Raw genomic sequence first — 24,398 nt, forward strand, 5'->3', positions numbered from 1 at the left:
CATCTTACCAGTCTACTGTAACGGGTCTGAATTCATCAACTACATAGGAAATTAATATTTCTCTGTTATCAATAACCTTGATGACGTGGCGGGTTGTTCTTAAATTAAGAAAAACGGAGTCAGCAGCTGTGGGCATACCTAAAGCTGATTGTGAGAGGCTTGCAATCCTTTCTTTCGTTACAGTGAAAGATGTTTCACCAGGTTTTACTAAATAGCCGATTTGTCGAGTCCGATTAATAGAGGGTGATGAAAGGACTTTACCTATGCCTTCTTTAGGGACAATTAACAGACCGACTATAATGCTGTCTTTTACAGAATTTCTTTCGAATTGAAACTTGATATCTTCATCAAATGAAATACGCGAAGGTACTGCATGCCATTTAGCAGCTTTCGGAACATCAGTCATCTCCACCCTGTACCCCTTACTCTTATCATTATTTAAGTACTCCCATTTCAAATTTCTCACCTCATGCTGGTTCCCATATAAGTTCCAGGATGTAGAGGGTTTCGAAGAGTCGCAGGTACTATTAATATAGGTCTCGGTGCACATGGGCTGCCCGTTTATTTTGCTGCTTTGAAGCGGGACATGTGGCCCATTGGTATCCTTCCCGAAATATGAGGCCATGAAGTACCCTTTATCAATCGTAAATTGAGAAGGTGGGCCAGATGTAAAGAAATGATTTTCCACGTATCTGAAAATCCCATCAACTTCATCATATTTACTAGATTTAACAGGCTTATCAGTGGTGTTGGCATCTATTACAACATAATCTACTTCTTCCTGAATAGGTATAGCTATATCGTCTTTGTCGGAATTGCAGCTAAAGAACATGAACGTAAAGCCAGCCAGGATTAGGCAAGATCTGTAAAGTTGCTTCATGATTTAAGTTTTTTAAAGATGGGACGTTAAATACAAGGTATTCATTATATTCTATACCAGCAATTACTGTTCCATTATTCATTGGCAAAGTATAATTATTCATCAAACCTGTTCGTCACATCACAGCTTACTAATCCAGGAAAAGCCTACCGTTATGTTGAAACAATTTATATGCTGTTCTCAGATGGATGTGCCGATTAGTGATACGATAATCCATCATATAGATATTTAACCTACAGGACAGGTATAGATCTTAATGGCTTCCCCCATTACATTATATCCATCGGCCAGGTATAGCCAGCCTTTGCGTTCATAGAAGTTCTCCAGGTCTGTGCTCAGGTATAGCGCCGGGTGACCAAGACGCTTGGCTTCGCTCAGGCCGTGCTGTAGTAGTTGGCTGGCCATACCTTGGCCACGGTGCTCTTCATTTACATAGAGGCAGGCCAGCCAAGGCATCAGGTCCTGACGGCTGATGATGTCGTTGGTGAGTAAGGCGTAGGAGCCGACGATATTCCCTTCGTGCCACAACACGTAAAACATCGGCAGCCGGGACTTGTCCTGAACAGCATGCAGGATGCAGTCTTCATAGAACTTGAAGTTAGACGAACTGCCCCAACATGTCCAGAAATAATGAATAGCAGGCTGCATCAGGTCCGGACGGTCTGCGAGTGATAAGATTTCCATAAAACGATCTTTTTTATTTTAGTAATAGCTAGTGGCTTTTGCTTCCCCTTCATAACCTACCATACCTGCCATCAATATACTATACCTGCTGCTAACGGTTCTGGAAAAAACGATTTTAGGTATGGTCACCTACGCTCATACAGCTATAGCAAATTAGCAACATTTCACGTGCTTTTCTCGGAGACGATCTTTAACTTAAATGTTCAAACATGAATAACGCAACCAACTGTAAATACACAGCAATATTTGAGGAACGACTCCATGAACAGTACCCCTTCCTATAGCCATGGCGTAAGCACTACCCCCCTTCGCGGCGAAACCATTGGACAAAGCCTACGCAACACTGTTGAAAGATTTGGCGACCGCGAAGCGCTTGTGATGGTGACGCAGCATTACCGCGCTACTTACAGGCAGCTGTGGGGACAGGTGGAACAGGTTGCCAAAAGTCTGATGGCCTATGGCATACAGAAAGGGGACCGGGTGGGCATTTGGTCACCAAACCGGGTGGAATGGGTACTGGTGCAGTTTGCCACGGCCCGTGTGGGTGCGGTGCTTGTTAATATCAACCCCGCCTACAAAACCAATGACCTGAAGTATGCCCTGAAGCAAAGCCAGATTAGTTTACTTGTCGCATCGCACTACTTCCGGCAGACCGACTATGTGGAAATGCTTAACCACATCCGTCCCGACTGCGAGTACCCGACCCGCACCGTGATTATGGAGCGCGACTGGGAACGCTTTATCGCAGCAGGCCAAGCAGTGACTGAACAGGAACTGGCTGAGCGGGAAGCAACGCTGCAGTTTGACGACCCGATCAACATTCAGTATACCTCAGGCACTACTGGGTTGCCCAAAGGGGCTACCCTCTCCCATCACAACATCCTCAACAATGGCTTCTTTATCGGGGAGACACTGAAGTATACCGAGTATGACCGGGTGTGCATACCAGTGCCTTTTTACCATTGCTTCGGGATGGTGATCGGAAACCTTGCCTGCATTACGCATGGCTCCTGCATGGTCATTCCGGCCGAAACTTTTGACGCGGAACAGGTAATGCAGACCGTACAGGATGAAAAATGCACCTCACTGTACGGCGTGCCCACCATGTTCATTGCTGAGCTGGAGCACACGAACTTCGCTCTATACGACTTCTCGACGCTGCGCACCGGCGTGATGGCCGGTTCAAATTGCCCCATCGAAACGATGAAGCAGGTGCAGTCGCGGATGAACATGCGGGAAGTAACGGTATGCTACGGTATGACCGAAACCTCACCCGTCTCAACGCAGAGTCAGCTGGACGATCCGCTGGAGAAACGTGTGTCGACTGTTGGCAAGGTACATCCGCACCTGGAGGTGAAGATTGTGGACCCTGAAACAGGTCTGATTGTGCCACGTGGCCAGAAAGGTGAGCTCTGTACCCGTGGCTACTCGGTGATGCTGGGCTACTGGGATATGCCGGAGGTAACAGAGCGGGTGCTGCAAAACGGCTGGATGCATACCGGTGATCTGGCCATAATGGACGAGGAAGGCTATGTGCAGGTGGTCGGCCGCATCAAAGACCTGATCATACGGGGCGGCGAAAACATTGCGCCACGTGAAATAGAAGAGTTTCTGCTCACCCACGAAGCTATATCGGACGTGCACGTGATCGGCGTACCCGACCACAAATACGGTGAAGAAGTCATGGCCTGGGTGAAGCTCCGAAAGGGATTTTACGCTACTTCCGAGGACATAGCGGCCTACTGTAAAGGGCAGATCGCGACCTTTAAGATACCGAAGTACTGGAAGTTTGTAGAGGAATTCCCGATGACGGTAACTGGCAAGGTCCGTAAAGTGGAAATGCGCGAAATCTCGGCCCAGGAACTGGGGCTGGTGGAAGAAGCTTAAATACTAAAGCCAGCAGGCTCCTGGTCACTTAATTTTCCACTCTGCTGCTGATCCCAGAACGCTACTGCCAACATAAACAGGAAAGTGAGTTTATAGAGCCGGCACCACCAGATATTTGTTTCCCAGAAGAAGACTGGTAACACTTCTTGGGTAGCGTAAAAGTAAATGATTAGATATGCTAACATGGCAGCAGCAAATACAAGGTATAGGATTTTCAGGAATCTCCTGTTTTGATAGTTGTAGATTGAGTTAAGGAATTGGAAAAATTAAATTTACTCTTTTCCCACTTTCAGTAACGGGCCTTGCTCGATCAAGTCTAAGGTATAATTTAGAACAGTATCTTCTCCATTCAGTAAATCCGCCGCTGAAGTTTCAACCAGATGAGTGGGCGGTATCGATTTTCCCTCCATTGGAAAGCCGCCAGAGGAAACTCTTGGTTTACGGGTAGGTATACGGAAGGCCAATCCCTTGCTTGTGACAAAGTTTGTAGCCCCATTGCCCGTATCGCCGTGGGTGGGTGTTCCGATAAGTGTTGCGTCTCCTCCTTCCATCAGGTCAATGGCAAAGCTCTCAGCAGAAGAGAAGGTATAGCCGCTGGTTAGCACGTACAGTTTTCCTTTGTAACTATCTTTTATCGGGCTGATCGACTTGGTTGACACACTGGCGGTGTGCTTTTTCTTGATCAGATAGGCCGCCATCTTTTCACCTAGAGCTGAATTTCCGCCGCCGTTATTCCTGAGATCAATGATCAGATAAGGCTTGTCTTTGAATTTGAAGTAATGCTCTAAAAACTGCTCTGCTACATCGTCTTTCATTCCGTTGATCGCAATATACCCAGCCTGATCTGTCAGGCTCTTCCCTGATATCAAGGTATAGCCTGGCACAGGTATATAAGCGCTTTTATCAAAATGCACGGAGATTTCTTTTAAGCTGTCTGATGTTTGGATCAGGTAGCGACGGGTGTCTTTGAAATAGCTTCTAAAAAGGTTATTAGAGACAGTCAATGCTCTTCTGCCGTGTGACGTCGAGGCGTATACATAGGTTGTTTCCCGCTCCAGCCATTCTAGTACTGGCAAACCATCGATTTCTATGATTTCATCTCGTTCTTTTATACCTGCTTTTATGAAATCCTCTTCACGGACACTCGTGAAGAACAGCCGGTTTTCAATGAGTGCCGCATCGCAGTTAATAAAGTCTCGCCTGAAATACACGCTTGAATGTCCATTTTGTAACTCACTGAAATACTCAAGCACCAGCTTGCCATACATCTTGTTATCTCCGGCTCTTGCTATTAATGCCGAGTACTTTTTAAATAGTGAATCCTTGTGAATTCCTTTGCTTGTCAAATAGGGATGTTTACTCTCAACAATAGCATGAATCTCCTTGAAATTAGCGAGGTACTCAGCCGGGTCGTATACCAGATCGCTGATGTAGATATTCTGAAAATTGGGGGATGAGGTAGTACAACCAGAGAAAAGGCTCAGGATGATGAGGATGCAAAGATGTAGTTGTTTCATCAGTAAAGTCTTTTATCTTCTTACCTTTTTATAGTCTTACTTCAAGGAAGTAATGAATACACTCCCTAAGAAACCTATAAGCAAGAGTCCGAAGAGTACAGCAAAGAAACTCAATGATAAAAGCTTTCCTGCATTACTATAGCTTCCGTCATACTTTTCTTCCAACACTATATTGATAAGTTCTTTCTTCCTATATCTCAAGAATAGGTATATTCTTCCAAATCCAGCCTGTATAATATCAAAAAGCAAGAACTCCATTTCTTCTATAATCTTATTTACCCCGAACCACCAGCTAGCAGGAGTGCCAGTTCCCTTTATTAACCCTGCATGTTGACTTAATTTATACCTGAATTACCTCACCAAACTTTAATTTACCCAACTATATCTGGACTCCTATACCTTCCAACCACTCCTTCACCTCCTTTACCAGCACTTTGTAATTTTCCTTTGTATCCCCTGTTGTACCTACCAAGGCACTATACCTGAAGTCGAGGGCTTTGCAGAGCAGGAAGTAATGAGTCTTGATCAGGTTGGCTGGGTGAAACTCCAGCACCTGGCATTGCTCTGAAAAAAGCAGATTGGTCAGGCCGGCTCCGTGGGGGGCGATGACGGCCTCAGCTTCATAGAACAGCTGAACCTGCTGCTGGTAGGTCATTTCCTCTGCCCGCACCACCTCGAAACCATACTTGTCGAGCAGCGGCAAAAGCTCCTGCTCGTTCAGCACGCGGCGGGTTTTGGCTTTGGCGCGACTGATGTAGATGCGCCTTTTACGGCTGCTCTGCTGCACATCATACCCCTGCCATACCTTCTGTCGCAGCCAGTCGGCAATTTCGCGAGGCATATAGCCGCTTTGCGCATTGGTTACGAAAGAGGGTAATACAAATTCATCAATCTGCCATTTTTCATACTTCCCAATGTTGACTACCTGGGCATGGGGATAGTCTCTCAGGACAAAGGCCAGCGTTTCGAGTTGGTATAGAGCCATATCACGTCGCATGATCACCTTGATCGGTTCCTTTGTAGACTCAAGCACCAGGTATAGGCGTGGCAGGCAGTCGAAGAACCAGTGGTAGTTATTGTTGTCAGCCCAGGGGAGATGCAGTACCGAGGTATAGCGACCCCTCTGTTTTTTAGGCAGCAACAGCGATACTTCTTTAAAAGCGTCCGACTTGGCCAGCCGACTTACCTCTCCCACCGACTCCACCACGACCTTTCCGTCCAGCACCACAGCCCCGGAGTTACCCAACACCTCCACATCCTGCAACCGAATCAGGTACTGCTCTTTCTGTCGGTAGCCCAGGCTATAGTCGATGGCGTAGTTGAAGCTGCGGGCTGAATCTTCCAGAAATGCTCTCTCCGCTTCATTAAAATCGAGGACATAGCTGGGAGTAAGAACCTGTTTGCCCGGATGATGCAACACCGAGGTATAGCGCGAATAATAGCCCAGCGTATGCAGCAACCCGAAAAAAGCTTTTTTCAACATGAAACAGTAGAGTTTGGGAATTCAGGAGTTTGAGAGTACAAGAAGACAGAAAGGTTAAGAATTTAGAAGTTAAAAGTTGAAATGTAATGATGTTACCTAGTCATAAGGTGGTGAACAGCCATACCACTATCGCCATATGGGAACAAGTCGCGACCTGCCCAATCGTGGGCCAACAGTAATTTATTAATAGTCATACACGAACAACGATTAACCACTCCCCCTTTCAGCAATTTAACCATCCAACAATAAGCAATTAACAATTTCCCAGTTCAACAACCAACAATTAAGAATCAACTATCAACAATTTAAGCAATCAACAATTAAATATTTAACTTGCAGCTTGGCGTGGGTTACAGTTTCTGAGCCTCGGTATAAAGTAAAAAATAAGCATGGCATTAGACCTAAATAATAAAGCTATACTCGTAACGGGCGGCACGGGCTCGTTTGGAAAGAAGTTCGTGGAGATGGTATACGCCCGTTTTCCGGATGTGAAGCGGGTGGTGATCTATTCCCGCGACGAGCTCAAGCAGTTTGAGATGTCGCAGGTTTTCCCGCACAGCAAGTACAATTCCGTTCGTTACTTTATCGGCGACGTGCGCGACGGCGATCGTTTCAAAAGAGCCTGTGAGGGTATTGATATTATTGTGCACGCCGCTGCCATGAAGCAGGTGCCTGCCGCTGAGTACAACCCGATGGAGTGCATCAAGACGAATGTACTGGGTGCTGAAAATATCATCAATGCCGCCCTTGACACCGGGGTGAAGCACGTAGTGGCACTTTCGACGGACAAAGCCGCTGCTCCGATCAACCTGTACGGCGCTACCAAACTTTGCTCTGATAAGCTCTTCGTAGCCGCCAACAACATGAAGGGCAAGCGCGACATCAAGTTCTCCGTGGTACGTTATGGCAACGTGATTGGCTCCCGCGGCTCTGTGGTGCCTTTCTTTCTGAAAAAGCGTGAAGAAGGCGTACTGCCTATTACCCACCCGGAGATGACCCGTTTCAACATTTCGCTGGAGGAGGGCGTGGAACTGGTATTTCATGCGCTGGAGCATCATTGGGGAGGCGAGATTTTTGTGCCGAAGATTCCTTCTTATGTGATCACCGACCTGGCTGAGGCCATTGGTCCGAACTGCAAACAAGAGGTGGTAGGTATACGTCCGGGCGAAAAGCTACACGAAGAGATGATCACTGAGACCGACTCCCTGAACACGGTGGAGCTGGATAAGTACTACGTGATCGTGCCTTCCACTCCGCTCTGGACGGTAGAGGATTTCATGAAAGCGCACAATGGCAAAATGGTGGAACTGGGCTTTAAGTACAACTCCGGCACCAACACCGACTGGCTTAGCATAGAGCAACTCCGCGAGCAAATCCGCCAGCATGTGGATCCTAACTTTAATGTATAATTAATAATGAGTAATGAATAATGATTTGCTCTTTGATGTAGCCGCCCACATTAATCATTACTCACTATTCATTCGTCATTACTCACTATTCATTATTAATTAAAAATATGAAGCCTATCCCTTACGGCCGCCAGCACATCACCGAGGCCGACATACAGGCGGTGGTGGAGACGCTGCAGTCGGATTTCCTGACGCAGGGGCCGAAAGTGGCGGAGTTTGAGCAGGCCTTCGCCAGGTATGTGGGCGCCAAATACGCTGTAGCCGTAAGCAATGGCACGGCCGCGCTGCACCTCTGCGCGATGGCGCTGAACGTGAACGAGAACTCCCGGGTCATCACCACCCCCATCACCTTTGTGGCCTCGGCCAACTGCGTGCGCTACTGCGGCGGCACGGTCGAGTTTGCCGACATCGACCCGGCTACGGCCCTGATCGACATTGCGCAGGTACGCCAGATGGTGGAGGGTAAGCCCAAAGGCTACTACAGCGGCATCATTCCGGTGGACTTCGCCGGCAACCCGGTGAACCTGGAGGAGCTGCGCGAGTTGGCCGACGAGCATGGGCTGTGGATCATCGAGGACGCGGCCCACTCCCCGGGCGGCTTCTTTGTCGACAGCAAAGGCGAGCGGCAGCTCTGCGGCAACGGTAAATTTGCCGAGCTGGCCATCTTCTCCTTCCACCCCGTTAAGCACATTGCCACAAGCGAGGGCGGCATGGTGACCACCAACGATGAGGAACTCTACAAGAAGCTGCTGCTTTACCGCACCCACGGCATCACCCGCGATCCGGAACTGCTGGAGGAGAATCACGGTGGCTGGTATATGGAGATGCAGGCACTGGGCTACAACTACCGTATCCCGGATATGCTCTGCGCCCTGGGCATCTCGCAGCTGGCCAGAGCCGACGAGGGCATGGCCCGCAGAAGAGAGATTGCACAGGTATACGACGAGGCTTTCGCCGATGCGGCAGGTATAACGGTGCTCAACACCAACCCGGCTGCGCTGACTGAGGTGGGTGAGACAGGCCACGCCTACCACCTATACGTCATCCAGGTGGCTGATCGCAAGGGTCTCTATGACTACCTGCGGAAGTACAACATATTTGCGCAGGTGCACTACATCCCGGCCCACACGATGCCCTACTACCGCAGTCTGGGCTACAGAAAAGGTGACTTCCCGAAGGCCGAGCTTTACTACCAAGCCTGCCTGAGTCTGCCGATGTACCCGAGCCTGACGGACGAGGAGCAGCAATTCGTGATCGAGAAAGTAAAAGAATTTTGCAAGGATTGAGTTTGGATAGCCCATCACTGGCACAGCGGCTGATCCTGGGCACGGCGCAGTTTGGTCTCCCCTACGGCATCAGCAACCAGCGCGGACAGATTCCGGAACCCGAGGTAGCCATCATACTAGCCGAAGCGGTTAAAGCAGGTATAGACACACTGGATACGGCGGCGGCTTATGGCAACAGCGAGCAGTGCTTGGGCAGTGTTCTGAACAACTTGCCGGCACCTTACCGTATCATCAGCAAGTACCCGCCAAACCAGCCAGATAAAAGCATCAGGCAGGCATTCCAGGAATCGCTGGAGCGTCTGCGGGCTGATAAGCTATATGGTTACCTGCTGCACAGCTATGCGAGTTACAGCGATAAACCAAGTGTGTTGGACGAGCTGCAGGAGCTGAAATCATCTGGCCAGGTGGAGAAGGTGGGGCTGTCACTCTATCATCCGGCTGAGGCGGAGGAACTGCTGCGGCGGGAGGCGCCAATTGATCTCGTGCAGTTCCCCTATAGCATTTTCGACAGGCGATTTGAGGAGGTGCTGCCGGAGCTGCGACACCGGGGCATTGAAACGCATATCCGCTCGGTATACCTGCAAGGGCTCTACTTTATGCAGCCGGACCAATTGCCGCCATACCTGCAGGAGGCAGCATCCAAACTGAAGCGTCTTCAGCAACTGGCCAGCGCTTACCAACTCCCGATCGGGGCGGTTTGTCTGGCTTTTGCGCTGGCAAATCCCTATATTTCCAGAGTGGTGATCGGTGTGGAGAGCCTAAAAACCCTGCAGGAGAACATCAGCTTCAGTAACACGACCTTACCTGAGGCGCTGCACACTGAGCTATTAGAATTGAAAGAAGAAAACGAAAATATACTCTTACCCTACATGTGGCCCGCACGATGAGCAGAAGTCTGACCGATCTATTTTCCCTGACTGGCAAGGTGGCCCTCGTCACAGGCGGCTACGGTCACTTGGGCACCGCCATTAGCCTGGCATTGGCCGAGGCTGGCGCTTCCGTTTATGTGTTGGGTCGAAGCGAAGCCAAATTCAAAGAGGCTTTCAGCGCACATACTGACCTTCACCTGTCTTTCGTGTACTGCGACATCTCCGATACCAAAACTATTGCTGAAGCCTTTGAGCAGGTGCAGCAGGCAGAGGGCCGGATCGACGTACTGGTTAACAATGCCTTTTACTCCAAAGGCCAACAGCCCGAGCAGCTCACGGACGAGGAATGGACCTACGGCATCGACGGCAACCTCAACAGCGTTTACCGCTGTATCCGGGAAGTGATTCCCTACCTGAAGCAGAACGGAGGCCGGATCATCAATGTGTCTTCCATGTACGGCATGGTCTCCCCCGATTTCAGCATCTACGACGAGAGTCCGGCATCCCTGAATCCGCCGCACTACGGAGCTGCCAAGGCGGGCGTGCTACAACTCACGCGCTATTTTGCCTGTTACCTGGGTAAGTATAACATTACGGTTAATGCGGTAACGCCGGGTCCTTTCCCAAGCGAGCAGGTGCAGCAGAACGAAAAGTTTGTGGAGCAGCTGAAAAAGAAGAACCCACTGGGCCGCATCGGTAAGCCCGACGACCTGAAAGGGGCCTTCGTATACCTGGCCTCAGACGCCTCGGCCTATATGACGGGACAGAACATGGTGCTGGACGGAGGCTGGACAGCATGGTAAAGGTAGGCGCCATCATACAGGTGCGCCTGGGTTCGGAGCGACTTCCCGGCAAAGCATTGCTGCCGCTCCCCTTCGGCGGCAATACCAGCCTGCTGGAGCATGTGGTGAACAATGCCCAGTCTGCAAGTTCTTTGCAGCAAACGATTGTGGCCACCACGACTCGCCCCGATGACGATGCGATCGATGCATTCTGCAAAGAAAAGGCAATACCTTGTCTGCGTGGTTCTGCCGACAACGTGCTCGACAGGTTCAGGCAGGCCGCACATACCTATGAATTGGATGTGATTGTGCGCCTGACGGGGGATAATCCCTTTGTGCTGCCAACCACGATCGACCAGGCGGTGGAAAAGCTGCTACAGACGGAATCAGACTATATCATCACCATCGGTCTGCCCCTAGGCACTAACGTGGAGGTGTTTACCCGTCAGGCCTTGGAAACGGCAGCCACCGAAGCATCCGAAGCCGCTGACCGTGAGCATGTAACGCCCTACATCAGGAGAAAGGCCAATCTCAATAGACAGACTTTGCCTTATACCTCCCCCATCGAAGCACTGCGCCTTACCGTAGACTACCCTACAGATTATGCACTGGCCTCCATGATCATGGACCGGCTTTGGAAGCAGGGTCAGCCGGTAATGCACGAGCAGATCGGAAATTTGCTGCAGGAGAACCCCTGGCTGCAGGAGGTCAACGCCGCTAATTCGCAGCGGCAGGTCTTTGAGTCAGAGGAAGAGGAAATAGCTGCTGCCAAAAAAATGCTGCAGGCCGGAGGTTTTACAAAAGCATTGCGTAAGCTGAGAGAGCGCTCCTAAAACTAAAATAACATGATTCGGAAAACACGCATCATTTTCAGAGCAGACGGAAACAGCCGCATCGGACTGGGCCACGTTACGCGCTCGCTGGCGCTGGTACACATGCTGCGCAAGGAGTTTGAGTGTGTTTTCGCCATTCAATCGCCTGACCAAGCCTTGCAGGAGCGTATCCGGGAAGTCTGCGACGGCATCATCGTGCTTCCTCCTGCCGATCCGGCTGCGGACCGTTTTATACACGAACTGGATGCATATATCTCAGAAGAAGAGATCGTGGTGCTGGACGGCTATACCTTTGGTACAGCTTACCAGCAGAATATAAAATCACGCGGCGCAGCACTGGTCTGCATCGACGATATCCATACCTATACCTTTGTGGCAGATGCGGTGATCAACCAGGCAGGCGGCGTTTCACCCGCGAACTACCAGGCAGCACCCTATACCCGACTACTGCTCGGTCCGCATTATGCGCTGCTCCGTCCTGCCTTCCTGAGAGCCGCCAAAGCTACCCGTTCTATACCTGAAGGCGAGTGGCGTGTGCTGGTTTGCATGGGAGGTGCCGACCCGGACAACCAAACCTTACAAGCGCTGGAAGCACTTAATGCTATACCTGCCGTCAAGCAAATCGAAGTAGTGGTAGGCAGCGCCTATACCCGTTTACACGAGCTGAAACAATACTTAAAAGAACAGCCTCAAACCAAACTGCACCGCGATCTTTCCGCTGAGAGTCTTCGCCGCCTGATGTCCAAATGCCAGGTCGCCATTACCTCTGCCAGCGGCATCTCTTATGAATACGCCGCCGTGGGTGGAGTATTATTTGTGAAGCAAACCGCCGACAACCAGGCAGGTATGCACCAGTTCCTAACCTCATCAGGTATAGCAAAGGATTACAGCAGTCTTTCAAAAGTACTGAAGCAAGGTATAAGCGAAGAGCAATTTGCAGCCCAACTCACAATTCAACGACAGTTTTTCGATGGGAAGAGTCCGGAGCGGTTGCAGCAGCTTTTCAAAAGCCTCAGCCTGACGACAAGCTTAAAACTAAGAAAAGTTAAAGCAGAGGACTTACAGCTGCTATTCGACTGGGCCAACGACCCGGAGGTACGCCGGCACTCCTTCAATCAGGAGCCCATTCCGCTGGAGGATCATACCCGCTGGTTTAAGGGCAAACTTGACAACCCAAATGCCATGCTCTATCTTGCCGAATCGGACGTAACGCCAGCCGCCCATATTCGTTTCGACATCAACGGCAGCACAGCTATGATCAGCTACCTGATTGCAGCTGACTACCGTGGCAAAGGTTTGGGACACACTGTGTTGCTTAAAGGTATACAGCATCTGCTTCAGGAACGACCTGAGTTACAGTTGGTAGAGGGACTGGTACAGCAGGAGCACAAAGCCTCTGTGCGATCTTTTGAGAAAGCCGGTTTCTCTTACGGTGAAGCTGACCCGGCTCACCCGAAAGCATTCCGTTTTGTTTGGCAGCCAAAGGCCAGCGCATAGTTTAGAAACAGAAATCATGATCAACGATATCAGTATTGCCAGCCGTCTGATCGGCCCTTCCTATAAGCCCTTTATCATTGCGGAGATGTCGGGCAACCACAACCAGTCGCTGGAGCGGGCACTGGCCATCGTAGACGCCGCTGCCGATGCAGGTGCAGATGCCATCAAGCTGCAGACCTACACCGCAGACACCATGACCCTGCCGGGAGCCCTGACCATCGAGGACGAGGGTTCCCTGTGGAAAGGCCGCGAACTGTATGACCTATACAAAGAGGCCTATACCCCCTGGGAGTGGCACCAGCCCATTTTTGAGCGGGCACGGGAGCGCGGCATTATCGCCTTCTCCTCTCCTTTTGATGAATCAGCGGTGGACTTTTTGGAGAGCTTGGACGCTCCCGCCTATAAGATCGCCTCGTTTGAGAACACGGACCACCCGCTGCTGCGCAAAGTAGCCGCCACCGGCAAGCCTGTGATCATGAGCACCGGCGCTGCCACCGTGCAGGAAGTGGCCGAAGCCGTGCAGGTGTTGCGCGAGGAGAGCTGCTTAGAGCTGATCCTGCTTAAGTGCACCTCCACCTACCCGGCCACACCGGAGAACACGAACCTGCGCACCATCCCGCACCTGAGTGCGCTGTACGACGTGCAGGTCGGCCTCTCGGACCATACCATGGGCGTGGGTGCGTCAGTGGCTGCTGTAGCCTTGGGGGCAACAGTTATCGAGAAGCACTTTACCCTCAGCCGCGCAGACGGTGGTGTAGACTCGGCCTTCTCGCTGGAGCCAGCCGAGCTGCATTCGCTCGTGGTAGAATCGGAAAGAGCCTGGCTGGCGCTGGGGCAGGTGCAGTACGGCGTGCAACGGGCTGAGGAGAAAAGTCGCCTGTTTAAGCGCTCCATCTATGCTGCTCATGATATAAAAGCAGGTGAGGCATTTACCAAAGAAAACATCCGGGTGATCCGCCCGGGCCTGGGGCTTCCGCCGAAACACTATGAAAACCTGCTGGGCAAAAGCGCTGCACAGGACATCAAAGCAGGCTCACCGCTTAGCTGGGACATGGTATAACACATGAAAGACTGGTATAACCTGTACAGCAACATCCTATACCTGCACTTTTCAGAAGGTTTTTACAAGCTCCCCGAAAGTGCCAAGAACGCAGCATCACCTGGCAATCCGGCGATGCGACTGCTGCGCATGGCCGGCTATACCCTGGTGCGGCTGTTTGGCAATCTTTTCAAGTCTGTGGAGCAGCCGGAAAAATTGCAGGGCAAGGTATGGCTGTATGTGGTAAGTCAGAATAATTACGACAGTCTGAACTTCTTAGAGGCGACTATACCTAACTCCGTGATGGTAGCAGGCCAGAGCAAAGCCATTGGCAGGTATAACCAAAAGGTGGCACGGCTCTCGCTGCGCAAAAAGCTGCTGTACTACTACAAGCTTCCACCATTGTTTTTTCAGTTTATGCAGCATCGCAAGCACAGCATCCTCCGCTTCGTGGATCTGCTTTACGATGCCATCGGTTTTTATGAAGTATACCTGCAGAAACTGAAACAGTACCGCCCGCAAGCCATCGTTTTTGCCAACGACCACAACGCCGATGCCCGCGCCATGCTGCTGGCGGCAAAGGAACTAGGTATACCCACTGTTTATGTACAGCACTCCAGCGTGAGCAATTTATTTCCGCCGTTGTCATTTGATTTAAATTTACTCGAAGGCCAGGATTCGCTGGACAAGTACAGGCAGTGCGGTCCGGTGCAGGGCCGAGTTGAATTTATTGGCATGCCCAAAGCCGATAAGTTTGTGTCGCTCCGTAACGAGAGTCGGCAAGTGCAAACACTAGGTATAGCCTGCAACCTGATGGACCGGGTGGAGGAAGTGGAGCAGCTGATTCGCCAGATTAGCCGTGATTTCCCGCAGCTCAGGATTCTGCTGCGTCCCCACCCCCGCGACAAACGCAGCTATACCTTTGCAATAGGCATCAGCCCGAACGTCAGCCTGACTCACGCCCGACAACAGTCCGTGTTTGAATACCTGCAAGGTATAGACATGCTGATCAGCGGCAACTCCGGCATCCACCTGGAAGCGGTGCTGCTCAATGTATGGTCGATTTACTACAACTTCAACCCGACAGAGGAGCTGCATGACTATTATGGCTTTGTGAAGCATAGTCTGGTGGAAGAAGCCACTTCCTACGATGCGCTCAAGCCAATGCTCGCACAAGGTATAGCACATAAGCCGCAGGTTTACCAGCGAGCTAGCTATTACCATGCGACAGTAGGAACGGAGTACGACGGCAGGAGCGGCGAACTGGCAGCTGACTTTATAAAAGCAATGTTGGCTACCACCAATCAATTATAAGAATCGGCTACCTTTGTGGCCTGAAAAAGAAACATGAGTAAACATCTCCAGCGAGAGGGTATTTGGAACACCGTGATCTCATATGCCGGCATCGCCATCGGCTATGTGAACACCATCCTGCTTTTCCCTAACTTTTTGGAGGAGGAAGAAGTGGGTCTAACGCGTCTGCTGATCCAGATCTCGGTGATGTTTGCACAGTTCTCCGCCCTCGGTTTCGTGAACATGAGCGTGCGCTACTTCCCCTATTTCAGGGATAAGAGCAAGGAGCACCACGGTTTCCTGTTTCTGATGCTGGCTATACCTGTGCTGGGCTTTGGCGCGATTACCGGATTATTCCTGCTATTCAAGCCGGTCGTGATCGACTACTATATCGAGAACTCCCCTCTCCTGCTCGATTACTATTACTTTGTGATCCCGCTGGCCTTTTTCACGCTGCTTTTCAATCTGCTCACGGCCTACCTGCGCTCCCTGTTCAAGACTATCATTTCGTCATTCGCCCAGGATTTTCTGCTGCGCATCCTCACGACGGCGCTGATTGGGCTCTATGCCTTTGACTGGATCGAATTCAGGCAGTTCGTGCTGCTTTACATTGTCATTAATGCGGTGATCACCCTTTCACTGGTGGTGTATGCGCTCTGGTTAAAACAACTGTTCCTGAAGCCGCGCCTGGCTGCCCTCAGTATCGTACCCTTGCGTGAAATGCTTTATTTCGGCTTTTTTACCTTCCTGGGCAACATCTCGGTGACCATCATCACCACTGTCGATCAGATCATGATCAGCTCTTACAGCCTGGGCGACAACGGTATTTACACCACAGCCTTTTTTATCACTAGCGCCATCATGGTGCCGGCACGATCTATTTTCAAGATCGCTTTTCCGCAGGTGGCCGAGTATTGGAAGGACCGTGACATGGCAGGTATGGAGCAACTTTACAAGCAAATCACCTTGATCAACCTGATCGTTGGTTTGCTGCTCTTCATAGGCATCTGGGCCAACATTGACAACCTCTTTTCTTTTATGCCGGAAACCTACCGGGCTGGTAAGTATGTAGTATTGTTCCTGTCCATGGCACGCATCATCGACCTGGCCACAGGTATAAACGGCATCATTCTGGCTACTTCTGAGAAGTACCGCTGGGACCTTCTCTTCAACGTGGTGCTGGCGGGACTTACGATTTGGACTAATTATGTGTTCATTCCGCTCTACGGAATAAACGGAGCTGCCCTTGCTTCTATGATTTCGTATGTCACCATCAACCTGCTGCGCCTCTTTTTTGTGCAGTACCTCTATAAAATGCAGCCCTTTGCATGGAATTCACTGGGTGTGACAGCCATTGCCGCCATTGCGCTGGGAGTTTCCTACCTGCTGCCTTTCCTGGAAAATAAGTACTTGGACATCTTGGGAAGATCACTTTTAATCACTGCTATCTACATGGGTCTTATGCTGGGCTTGCGGGTATACCCGGATATGAACCAATGGCTGGCTAACTCACTGAATAGGTTTAAAAACAATAAGTAAGGATATACCTGCCTGTTTCCGGCAGAGAGTGTGCCCCTGTAACTAACAGGTAGGCAAGTCGTTGTAAATATTAGTAGTCCAAAAATTAGCAACAGACATGCAACGAACCATCTTATCTTTATTGTTAACGATCTTTCTATCTGGTGTCTCATGCGCAGATAAAGAGCAAAACCAATCTGATACAGGCAAGGAAAGCGCTTACCGGGAATACAGAGAGTTTGTGTTAGCTACTGAGCAGCAAGCTAATTCGAATGACCAGTCAAGCCTGCAGGAATGGGATGGAGAGGTCAGAGAGCTTAAAGAATCATACCTCACCCATGAAAGTAGAATAATGCAGTATTCCGATGCGTACGAACCAGAACGTAGGGAGGAAATTGAGGAACTGCGAAGAAGGTATGATGCAGCAATACAAAAATTACAGGAGCGGCACGAGGATGTTAGCAGACGTTACCAGCTCCGGCAGGAGATGCTGGGTATTGATGTGGAGTCGGATGATCTGAGTGAAATCACAACAGCTAACCTAGCAGCAACTTATCAGCATTTTGTCAACACCTTGGATCAAAATAAAGCGCAGTACTCAGGCCGTGACTGGGAAATGATAGAAGGCTGGTGGAATGCCCTACAGAACAGAACAAAAGAACTGGCACAGAATCTAAGCCCTGATGACAAATCCGCCATTTCAGAGTCAGAGAAGCGCTACCTGCAGATCAGGCAATCAGTTTAGCCTGAGTTAACACTTATACCTTAATAACCTGTTGTCAGGTTGAATGACTCTACCTTGGAGTCGAGTACTTTACCGTTTTCACACTTCAATACACGGTGTGGGTAGCGGTTGATGATCTCGTAGTTGTGCGTGGCCATCAGGATGGCTGTACCGCTGTTATTGATCTCGTTGAAGAGCTGCATGATACCATCCGCCACGATCGGGTCAAGGTTACCGGTTGGTTCGTCAGCCAGCAAAATAACCGGCTCGTTGAGGAGGGCTCTGGCAACAACGATGCGCTGCTGCTCACCCCCAGACAGCTGGTGCGGCAGTTTGTTAGCGGCGGCATCCAGACCAACACGCATGAGTACTTCCGTAATGCGCTGCTTGCGCTTTGACTTGTCTTTCCAGCCGGTGGCTTTCAGCACAAAAGCCAGGTTTTCGGCTACCGTACGATCAAAGAGTAACTGAAAGTCCTGAAACACGATACCAATCTTGCGGCGCAAAAAAGGTACTTGCTTACGCGGGAGCTTCGTGAGTTTAAAATCAGCGATAGTGCCAACTCCGGTTTGAAGCGGCAAATCACCGTAAAGGGTTTTGAGCAAAGAGCTTTTTCCGCTACCAGTGCGTCCCACCAGGTATACAAACTCCCCTTTGTCAATGTCGAAGTTGACACTGCTCAACACGGTGTTTACGTCCTGATAAATAGCCACGTCGCGTAGCGATACCACGGGTGTAGATGAAGAAAAGCTCATAAAAAATTAAATGTCTAGTTGCTGCAGTTTACCAAACTCGAGGGACTCAATCAGCGCAGCCAAAGCCTCCTCTTTTCCTTCCAGGCCATAGCGGTCCAGGTTCTTGAGCGGACGGTCTGCCCTAAAGTAAGCGATCAGCACGAAATTATCGTCGCGCAGCTGAATATAATCCGGAATTTTGGCCTTGCCCTTTACTTTGATGATATACATCTTCTTTTAATGAATAATGAGTAGTGACTAATGAAGAATTGCCAGGTATAAAATGGATAATGATTAATGAAGTAAAATGTTTAAGATTAGCACCTTAGTCACTCTACCCCATTAATCATTACTCATTATTCATTAGTTATTAGTTATTACTTATTTCCTTTGGCGTGGTCAGCCAGGAATTTCTGCAGACCGATGTCAGTCAGTGGGTGGTTCAGAAGGCCCGTGATCACTGAAAGCGGACAAGTTACTACATCGGCACCCAACTCAGCGCACTGCACCAGGTGCATTACGTGACGTACCGAAGCAGCCAGTACCTGTGTCTGGTAACCGTAGTTGCCATAAATATGCACGATCTGCTCGATCAGCTGCAAACCATCCGTTGATACGTCGTCCAGACGGCCTACGAAAGGAGACACATAGGTAGCACCTGCCTTGGCAGCCAGAATCGCCTGACCAGCAGAGAATACCAGTGTACAGTTCGTTTTGATGCCGCGCTCGCTGAAGTGACGGATTGCCTTCACGCCTTCACGTGTCATCGGCACTTTCACCACAATGTTCGGGTGCAGTTCGGCCAGCAGTTCGCCTTCGCGTACCATGCCGTCGAAGTCCGTTGCGATCACTTCGGCGCTGATGTCACCATCCACGATTTCGCAAATCTGCTTGTAGTGCGCCATCACATTGTCGTGTCCGAAGATACCTTCTTTGGCCATCAGCGATGGGTTGGTGGTAACACCGTCGAGCACACCGAGGTCGTGCGCTTCCTGAATTTCCTGCAGGTTTGCAGTATCAACAAAGAATTTCATAATGCTAGGGATGTAGAATTTCCTACAAATCTAACGCAATATGCCCTAAGTCAAAAGACATTGTATAAAAGATGCGGGACAATTGAGGTATAAGCCCTCAAAGGCAGGTTAACCTGCTGTATGGCAGGGTATAGGGAGCAGCAGCAGAAGCAACTGAGCTTAAAACAAGAAGACCGGCAACGGGCCGGTCAGAAAAGTATGGACAAAAAAAAGTGGCAAACCAACATCGCGCCGCTTCAACCATCTACCCTTGCTGCCTTCCGGCCCTGGGGGAGTTCGACGGGAGCTGGCCGTGCCGATTTGCCGTTACAAAAGTACGAAGATTATCCTGAAGTGCAAATTTATTCAGCAGAATAATGCAGGAATAGCGGCAATAAGGAGTTAGCACATTAAGTTTCAGGGTGATTACAAGAAAAATTATTTCGAGAAGCTGCAGAGCAAAGTTGATTGACTTCCTATTTTGTCTGAATCTTAATGTAGGGTCCCTATCCCAAGGATTTAAAGGATTAAAAGAGGTCCCCTACTCACTACTGTTCGAGACCTGTAAAACGGGCTCTACAAGGCATCTAAGCTAGATTCTGCCAATTAAAACTATCCCTTGAGGTCAAACGAGAACGCGAGTTCGAAGATTGCGACCGTATATAAAAAAGGGGTGTTCTATAGGCCGGAGACCATTCAGGGCAGAAACCAAATAGCAAAACAGCAGCCTTTTACACCCCTGTGGTCCCCTCAAGGGGACAGTTTCGCCTCCAGTATTCAGCCTGAATAGCCAGAAAACAATTCTTTCACAGGTTTCGAACAGTATTAGCCCCACCCCAAAACAGGTGGGGCAGTGTGCACGATTAACCTGCCCCTCCCGTGAAGTAGGGCCGTTAAGTTCTAGCAAATTCTCTCCTTGAGGATAAATGAGACGCGAGTCGAAACTTACGAGCGAAGCTCTCAGAGAGGTGTTGAGGCTGAGGATGCATCGTAAATAAGTCCACTAATGGCAATTTAGCACCGAATTTACACCCCTATAATCCCCTCAAGGGGATAGTTTTCGACAGTACTTAACAGCCCTCTCCCAAGAGGGGAATCTCTGCTACTGCCTTTTCACAGGTATAAGCATCGTAGTTTATGTTATACACCACTGGCAGGTATAGCAAGACTCACTCGCACGCTGGCTATGAAACAAGCAGCAGTGCCATGTGCCCTTAAATGACTACCCACTGTTTGAGCGTTCAGCGAGTTTGGGGAGTCTTGACTTTTTTGCTTACTTTTTGTGTCAAGACAAAAAGTAAGGCCCGCCCGGCCAGGGCAAAAGGTGCCCGCCGCACAGGCGAAGCTATGGAGCAAATCAAATTGATATGCATAATACAGCAGCAGCTATACCTGGGCCAGAGGCCCCACCATAGTAAACACGAGCGAGGACGCTCGCGCCATAGCAGTCCCCGCTGGGGAATCAAAAAAACCTACTTCCTAGCACTCCTCAAAACATATCTCCCCTATTTTTGGCAAAAAAGCCTAATACACCTTACCTTTGCGCATGCCAGAAAAAATACTGATTCTCGACTTCGGCTCCCAGTACACCCAATTGATTGCAAGACGGGTGCGCGAGCTAAATGTGTATTGTGAGATTTACCCTTACAATAATGTTCCGGAACTAACGGAAGATGTCAAAGGCGTTATTCTATCGGGCAGCCCCTGCTCGGTGCGCGACCACGAACACCCTACTATTGATCTAAGCCAGTTTATGGGCAAGCTCCCCTTGCTGGGCGTGTGCTACGGCGCACAGCTGATCGCTTACGAGCACCAGGGCGAAGTAACCCCATCCACCATTCGCGAATACGGTCGTGCCAGACTTACGGAGCTGCACACCGCTAACCGCCTGATGAAAGAACTCACCCCGGGTTCGGTGGTATGGATGTCACATGGTGATACGATCAAGGAAATTCCAGACAATTTTGAAGTAATAGCCAGTACTGAAACGGTGCGTGTAGCTGCTTACAAGCTGCGTGACCAGGAGACCTACGGCATTCAGTTTCACCCGGAAGTAACGCACTCTGACGAAGGCAAGACCCTGCTCCGCAATTTTGTGGTGCATATCTGCGATTGCCAGCAGGACTGGACATCGGAGCAGTTTGTAGATGCCACAGTTGCTGAACTGAAAGAGCAGCTGGGTAATGATAAGGTTGTGCTTGGCCTGTCTGGCGGGGTTGACTCCAGTGTGGCGGCCATGCTGATCCACCAGGCAATCGGCAAAAATCTGTACTGTATCTTCGTAGACAATGGCCTGCTGCGCAAAGACGAGTTCGAGACTGTGCTTGATTCATACAAGCACATGGGTCTGAACGTGAAAGGTGTTGACGCCAAAGACCGCTTCTATGCAGCACTGGCCGGCATCTCTGACCCCGAAGGCAAGCGCAAGGCGATCGGCCGTGTGTTTATCGAGGTGTTCGACGACGAAGCGCATCAGATTGAAGACGTGAAATGGCTGGCACAAGGCACTATCTACCCGGACGTGATTGAGTCGCTGAGCGTGAAAGGTCCTTCAGCTACGATCAAATCGCACCACAACGTGGGCGGTCTGCCTGACTTTATGAAACTGAAAGTGGTAGAGCCACTCAAAACACTTTTCAAAGACGAGGTGCGTTTGGTAGGTAAGACACTTAAGATAGATGATGCTATCCTGGGTCGCCATCCTTTCCCTGGCCCTGGTTTGGCAATCCGTATATTGGGTGACATCACACCGGAGAAGGTACATGTGCTGCAGCAGGTAGACCATATCTTCATCAACAACCTGAAAAAATCAGGACTGTATGACGAAGTATGGCAGGCAGGCGCTATCCTGACACCTTTGCAATCAGTTGGTGTAATGGGCGACGAGCGTACTTACGAAAACGTAGTGGCCCTTCGTGCTGTGACATCCATCGACGGCATGACAGCAGACTGGAGCCGTTTGCCGTATGAGTTCCTGGCCGATGTATCAAACGAGATCATCAACAAAGTAAAAGGCGTAAACCGCGTCGTATACGATATCAGCTCGAAGCCACCGGCAACCATCGAGTGGGAATAGTATTAGTGAGTGAGTTTTGAATGAGTGATTGCGTGAATAGTAATGAATCGAGTTGTGCGCTAAACAGTAAATGAGTCATTCAAATACTGTTTTTATCAATTCACTCATTCGCTAAATCACTCATTCACTCATTTAAAACCTCGCTCAATCAAAAATAAACAAGATGAAGAGAAGCTTATTGAAGCATGCAGCGGGTGTGCTGCTAATGGCTGTGCTTGCGCTACCGGCACAGGCCCAGCAGGATTATAGCACGACCTATAGCAATGGCAAGGTACTGATAGAGCAGGAGCGCTACGATAAGGCCATGGCTGAGCTGCTACCTATCACGCAGGCTGGCCCCAAAAATCAATATGCTCCAGAAGCCTCTTACCTGTATGCTATAGCGGCCCTCAAGGCAAACAAAATGCCGGAAGCCCGCCGTATGCTGCAGCAGCTACAGGGCCAGCACCCCAATTGGCCTAATCAACCTGAAGCAAGTTACCTACTGGCTAATGTGTTGTTTGAGCAAGGTGAATATGAGCAGGCTTTGGCTGAACTAAGCAGCCTGCGCTCCGCTAAACTGCAGGCCGATGCCGAAAACCTGAAGCGTCACTACCTGATGCGCATTACCGACCGCGAAACTTTTGAGCAGTTACTGCAGCGCTATCCGGATGATAAAGCTGTCGCACAAACCTATGCTGACAAGTTACTGGCTGGTTGGTATCGTCCTGAGGATAGAACTACGCTGGAAAGCATTGTTTCGAAGCACCGCCTGGATCGCAACCGCTACCTGAGTGCCAATGCCATGCGCAAACAGGCTTATAATGTAGCAGCACTGATGCCGTTTCAGCTGGACCAAGACCTGGGACAGGCAGCACGTAAGAATCAGTTTGCCACCGACCTCTTTGCGGGCATGAAGATGGCGCAGGACTCCCTGAAGCGCCAGGGTATCAACATTAACCTGTATGCTTACGATGCAGGCACCGACACAACTGCTGTCAAGCGAATCCTGGAAACTTCGGAGCTCAAAAGCATGGATCTGGTTATCGGCCCAGTTTACAGGTCATCAGCCAAGATTGCGGCTCGTTTTGCTTCACAGAATAATGTAAATGTAGTCAACCCGCTTACCCAGGACCTGGAAGTAGCTGCCGATAACGCCAACATTTTTCTGTTTGAGTCTTCGGTAGCGACGCAGGCACGACAGGCTGCTACCTACGCTTACCATACTTTTGAGCCTAAAACGGCTGTCATTCTGTATGAAGACAACAAAGATGACATCGCTTTTAGCCAGCATTACCGCGAGCAGTTCCTGAAGCTGGGGGGTAAAATTGCAGCTTTTAAAAAAATAAACTCTACACAGAGCTCTGCCACCGCCACTGTTTTCAAAGACCTGAAACTGGAGAATGTTGGTCACCTGGCTGTTTTCTCAGATCAGATGACGGCTGCGGCAAACACGGTTAGTACCTTGCAGTCCAGAGCGGCCACGCTGCCACTCGTTACATTCGAAAAGTGGCTGGGTATAGGGCAGCTGACCCTGCGCCAGTTAGACGATCTGGAGATCTACTTTGTAAATCCGAAATTCATCGACCAGATGAGTTCGGCAGCGCGTCACTTCCGTAAGCGGTATGCGGCCAGGTATAACATGCCACCCTCGCAGTATGCTTACGCCGGCTTTGAAATGATGTATTATTTCGGAACACTGCTCCAAAATTACGGTCCGCGTTTCAACCTGGCGCTTGGCTCAGAGGGACTCCGTCCAGGTGTTTTTTACAAAGGTATAGGCTATACCGATCGTGCAGCTCTTAATGAAGTGCGCCGCGACAACCAGTATATCCCGATTACCAAACTGGAAAACCTGCAACTAACTGTCGTAAATCCGATCTTTTAATGCTTTT

20 protein-coding genes and 1 other RNA gene are annotated in these 24,398 nt (G+C 50.0%); 13 read left to right on the forward strand and 8 right to left on the reverse strand.

From position 1 onward, the window contains the following. Nucleotides 1–4 precede the first annotated feature (4 nt). Together I0P70_RS15260 and I0P70_RS15265 are read right to left on the reverse strand one after the other, a co-directional pair. Nucleotides 5–880, reverse strand: a complete 876-nt coding sequence (locus tag I0P70_RS15260) for a hypothetical protein (RefSeq protein WP_196119633.1) — start codon at nt 878–880, stop codon at nt 5–7. 228 nt (nt 881–1,108) lie between these two features. Further along, nucleotides 1,109–1,564 (reverse strand): GNAT family N-acetyltransferase, encoded by a 456-nt coding sequence (locus I0P70_RS15265; protein ID WP_196119635.1) that lies wholly within the window; start codon nt 1,562–1,564, stop codon nt 1,109–1,111. A gap of 261 nt (nt 1,565–1,825) precedes the next feature. On the opposite strand from I0P70_RS15265, the gene I0P70_RS15270 reads away from it, so the two are divergent. Next, on the forward strand, nt 1,826–3,451 hold the full coding sequence (locus tag I0P70_RS15270) for an AMP-binding protein (protein ID WP_196119637.1): 1,626 nt from the start codon (nt 1,826–1,828) through the stop codon (nt 3,449–3,451). 272 nt (nt 3,452–3,723) lie between these two features. On the opposite strand, the gene I0P70_RS15275 is transcribed toward I0P70_RS15270, so the two are convergent. Next, on the reverse strand, nt 3,724–4,968 hold the full coding sequence (locus I0P70_RS15275) for a S41 family peptidase (RefSeq protein WP_196119639.1): 1,245 nt from the start codon (nt 4,966–4,968) through the stop codon (nt 3,724–3,726). 379 nt (nt 4,969–5,347) lie between these two features. Continuing rightward, entirely contained in the window at nt 5,348–6,451 is a 1,104-nt protein-coding gene (locus I0P70_RS15280; protein ID WP_196119641.1) for a DUF563 domain-containing protein, read from the reverse strand. Between the two features lie 389 nt (nt 6,452–6,840). Between I0P70_RS15280 and pseB the strand changes: the two genes are divergently transcribed. The 10 genes from pseB (at nt 6,841) to I0P70_RS15330 (ending at nt 17,722) form a co-directional block, all read left to right on the forward strand. Further along, nucleotides 6,841–7,860, forward strand: a complete 1,020-nt coding sequence (gene pseB / locus I0P70_RS15285) for a UDP-N-acetylglucosamine 4,6-dehydratase (inverting) (RefSeq protein ID WP_196119652.1) — start codon at nt 6,841–6,843, stop codon at nt 7,858–7,860. A gap of 107 nt (nt 7,861–7,967) precedes the next feature. Beyond that, nucleotides 7,968–9,146, forward strand: a complete 1,179-nt coding sequence (gene pseC / locus I0P70_RS15290) for a UDP-4-amino-4,6-dideoxy-N-acetyl-beta-L-altrosamine transaminase (protein WP_196119660.1) — start codon at nt 7,968–7,970, stop codon at nt 9,144–9,146. Nucleotides 9,147–9,148: 2 nt separating this feature from the next. After that, entirely contained in the window at nt 9,149–10,033 is an 885-nt protein-coding gene (locus I0P70_RS15295; RefSeq protein ID WP_196119662.1) for an aldo/keto reductase, read from the forward strand. Beyond that, the gene (locus I0P70_RS15300) at nt 10,030–10,818 is read left to right on the forward strand and encodes an SDR family NAD(P)-dependent oxidoreductase (protein WP_230392227.1); all 789 of its coding nucleotides are present in this window, start codon (nt 10,030–10,032) and stop codon (nt 10,816–10,818) included. Before I0P70_RS15295 ends, I0P70_RS15300 begins: the two co-directional genes overlap by 4 nt. After that, nucleotides 10,812–11,630 (forward strand): cytidylyltransferase domain-containing protein, encoded by an 819-nt coding sequence (locus I0P70_RS15305; protein WP_196119664.1) that lies wholly within the window; start codon nt 10,812–10,814, stop codon nt 11,628–11,630. The genes I0P70_RS15300 and I0P70_RS15305 overlap by 7 nt, the downstream gene beginning before the upstream one ends. Before the next feature lie 12 nt (nt 11,631–11,642). Then, the gene (gene pseG / locus I0P70_RS15310; RefSeq protein ID WP_196119666.1) at nt 11,643–13,127 is read left to right on the forward strand and encodes a UDP-2,4-diacetamido-2,4,6-trideoxy-beta-L-altropyranose hydrolase; all 1,485 of its coding nucleotides are present in this window, start codon (nt 11,643–11,645) and stop codon (nt 13,125–13,127) included. A 16-nt stretch (nt 13,128–13,143) separates the two neighbouring features. Further along, nucleotides 13,144–14,187: a pseudaminic acid synthase gene (gene pseI / locus I0P70_RS15315; protein WP_196119668.1), complete on the forward strand. Its 1,044-nt coding sequence runs from the start codon at nt 13,144–13,146 to the stop codon at nt 14,185–14,187. A 3-nt stretch (nt 14,188–14,190) separates the two neighbouring features. Beyond that, entirely contained in the window at nt 14,191–15,480 is a 1,290-nt protein-coding gene (locus I0P70_RS15320; protein ID WP_196119671.1) for a hypothetical protein, read from the forward strand. Nucleotides 15,481–15,513: 33 nt separating this feature from the next. Beyond that, nucleotides 15,514–16,998: a lipopolysaccharide biosynthesis protein gene (locus I0P70_RS15325; RefSeq protein ID WP_196119681.1), complete on the forward strand. Its 1,485-nt coding sequence runs from the start codon at nt 15,514–15,516 to the stop codon at nt 16,996–16,998. Nucleotides 16,999–17,095: 97 nt separating this feature from the next. Then, nucleotides 17,096–17,722 carry a hypothetical protein gene (locus I0P70_RS15330; protein ID WP_196119683.1) on the forward strand — a complete coding sequence of 209 codons (627 nt, stop codon included), beginning with the start codon at nt 17,096–17,098 and terminating at the stop codon, nt 17,720–17,722. A 20-nt stretch (nt 17,723–17,742) separates the two neighbouring features. On the opposite strand, the gene I0P70_RS15335 is transcribed toward I0P70_RS15330, so the two are convergent. The 4 genes from I0P70_RS15335 to ffs all read right to left on the reverse strand — a co-directional run bounded on the left by I0P70_RS15335 (nt 17,743) and on the right by ffs (nt 19,776). Beyond that, the gene (locus tag I0P70_RS15335; protein WP_007654511.1) at nt 17,743–18,456 is read right to left on the reverse strand and encodes a cell division ATP-binding protein FtsE; all 714 of its coding nucleotides are present in this window, start codon (nt 18,454–18,456) and stop codon (nt 17,743–17,745) included. A gap of 6 nt (nt 18,457–18,462) precedes the next feature. After that, the gene (locus I0P70_RS15340) at nt 18,463–18,666 is read right to left on the reverse strand and encodes a hypothetical protein (RefSeq protein ID WP_007654512.1); all 204 of its coding nucleotides are present in this window, start codon (nt 18,664–18,666) and stop codon (nt 18,463–18,465) included. 146 nt (nt 18,667–18,812) lie between these two features. Then, on the reverse strand, nt 18,813–19,469 hold the full coding sequence (gene fsa, locus I0P70_RS15345; RefSeq protein ID WP_007654513.1) for a fructose-6-phosphate aldolase: 657 nt from the start codon (nt 19,467–19,469) through the stop codon (nt 18,813–18,815). A gap of 209 nt (nt 19,470–19,678) precedes the next feature. Continuing rightward, an RNA gene (gene ffs, locus I0P70_RS15350) (signal recognition particle sRNA small type) lies at nt 19,679–19,776 on the reverse strand. A gap of 1,218 nt (nt 19,777–20,994) precedes the next feature. Between ffs and guaA the strand changes: the two genes are divergently transcribed. Continuing rightward, entirely contained in the window at nt 20,995–22,524 is a 1,530-nt protein-coding gene (gene guaA, locus I0P70_RS15355; RefSeq protein ID WP_196119693.1) for a glutamine-hydrolyzing GMP synthase, read from the forward strand. A 163-nt stretch (nt 22,525–22,687) separates the two neighbouring features. Beyond that, nucleotides 22,688–24,391, forward strand: coding sequence for an ABC transporter substrate-binding protein (locus tag I0P70_RS15360; RefSeq protein WP_230392228.1), 1,704 nt, complete (start codon nt 22,688–22,690; stop codon nt 24,389–24,391). The last annotated feature ends 7 nt before the right edge of the window (nt 24,392–24,398 follow it).

This window comes from Pontibacter sp. FD36 (assembly GCF_015686655.1).
Classification (GTDB): Bacteria; Bacteroidota; Bacteroidia; order Cytophagales; family Hymenobacteraceae; genus Pontibacter.

Coding starts and splice junctions, on each gene's coding strand:
- I0P70_RS15270 (WP_196119637.1), top strand. CDS start 1,826: ATGAACAGTACCCCTTCCTATAGCCATGGCGTAAGCACTACCCCCCTT.
- I0P70_RS15300 (WP_230392227.1), top strand. CDS start 10,030: ATGAGCAGAAGTCTGACCGATCTATTTTCCCTGACTGGCAAGGTGGCC.
- pseI (WP_196119668.1), top strand. CDS start 13,144: ATGATCAACGATATCAGTATTGCCAGCCGTCTGATCGGCCCTTCCTAT.
- pseG (WP_196119666.1), top strand. CDS start 11,643: ATGATTCGGAAAACACGCATCATTTTCAGAGCAGACGGAAACAGCCGC.
- I0P70_RS15275 (WP_196119639.1), bottom strand. CDS start 4,968: ATGAAACAACTACATCTTTGCATCCTCATCATCCTGAGCCTTTTCTCT.
- guaA (WP_196119693.1), top strand. CDS start 20,995: ATGCCAGAAAAAATACTGATTCTCGACTTCGGCTCCCAGTACACCCAA.
- I0P70_RS15335 (WP_007654511.1), bottom strand. CDS start 18,456: ATGAGCTTTTCTTCATCTACACCCGTGGTATCGCTACGCGACGTGGCT.
- I0P70_RS15265 (WP_196119635.1), bottom strand. CDS start 1,564: ATGGAAATCTTATCACTCGCAGACCGTCCGGACCTGATGCAGCCTGCT.
- fsa (WP_007654513.1), bottom strand. CDS start 19,469: ATGAAATTCTTTGTTGATACTGCAAACCTGCAGGAAATTCAGGAAGCG.
- pseB (WP_196119652.1), top strand. CDS start 6,841: ATGGCATTAGACCTAAATAATAAAGCTATACTCGTAACGGGCGGCACG.
- I0P70_RS15330 (WP_196119683.1), top strand. CDS start 17,096: ATGCAACGAACCATCTTATCTTTATTGTTAACGATCTTTCTATCTGGT.
- I0P70_RS15325 (WP_196119681.1), top strand. CDS start 15,514: ATGAGTAAACATCTCCAGCGAGAGGGTATTTGGAACACCGTGATCTCA.
- I0P70_RS15305 (WP_196119664.1), top strand. CDS start 10,812: ATGGTAAAGGTAGGCGCCATCATACAGGTGCGCCTGGGTTCGGAGCGA.
- I0P70_RS15340 (WP_007654512.1), bottom strand. CDS start 18,666: ATGTATATCATCAAAGTAAAGGGCAAGGCCAAAATTCCGGATTATATT.
- I0P70_RS15360 (WP_230392228.1), top strand. CDS start 22,688: ATGAAGAGAAGCTTATTGAAGCATGCAGCGGGTGTGCTGCTAATGGCT.
- I0P70_RS15280 (WP_196119641.1), bottom strand. CDS start 6,451: ATGTTGAAAAAAGCTTTTTTCGGGTTGCTGCATACGCTGGGCTATTAT.
- I0P70_RS15260 (WP_196119633.1), bottom strand. CDS start 880: ATGAAGCAACTTTACAGATCTTGCCTAATCCTGGCTGGCTTTACGTTC.
- pseC (WP_196119660.1), top strand. CDS start 7,968: ATGAAGCCTATCCCTTACGGCCGCCAGCACATCACCGAGGCCGACATA.
- I0P70_RS15320 (WP_196119671.1), top strand. CDS start 14,191: ATGAAAGACTGGTATAACCTGTACAGCAACATCCTATACCTGCACTTT.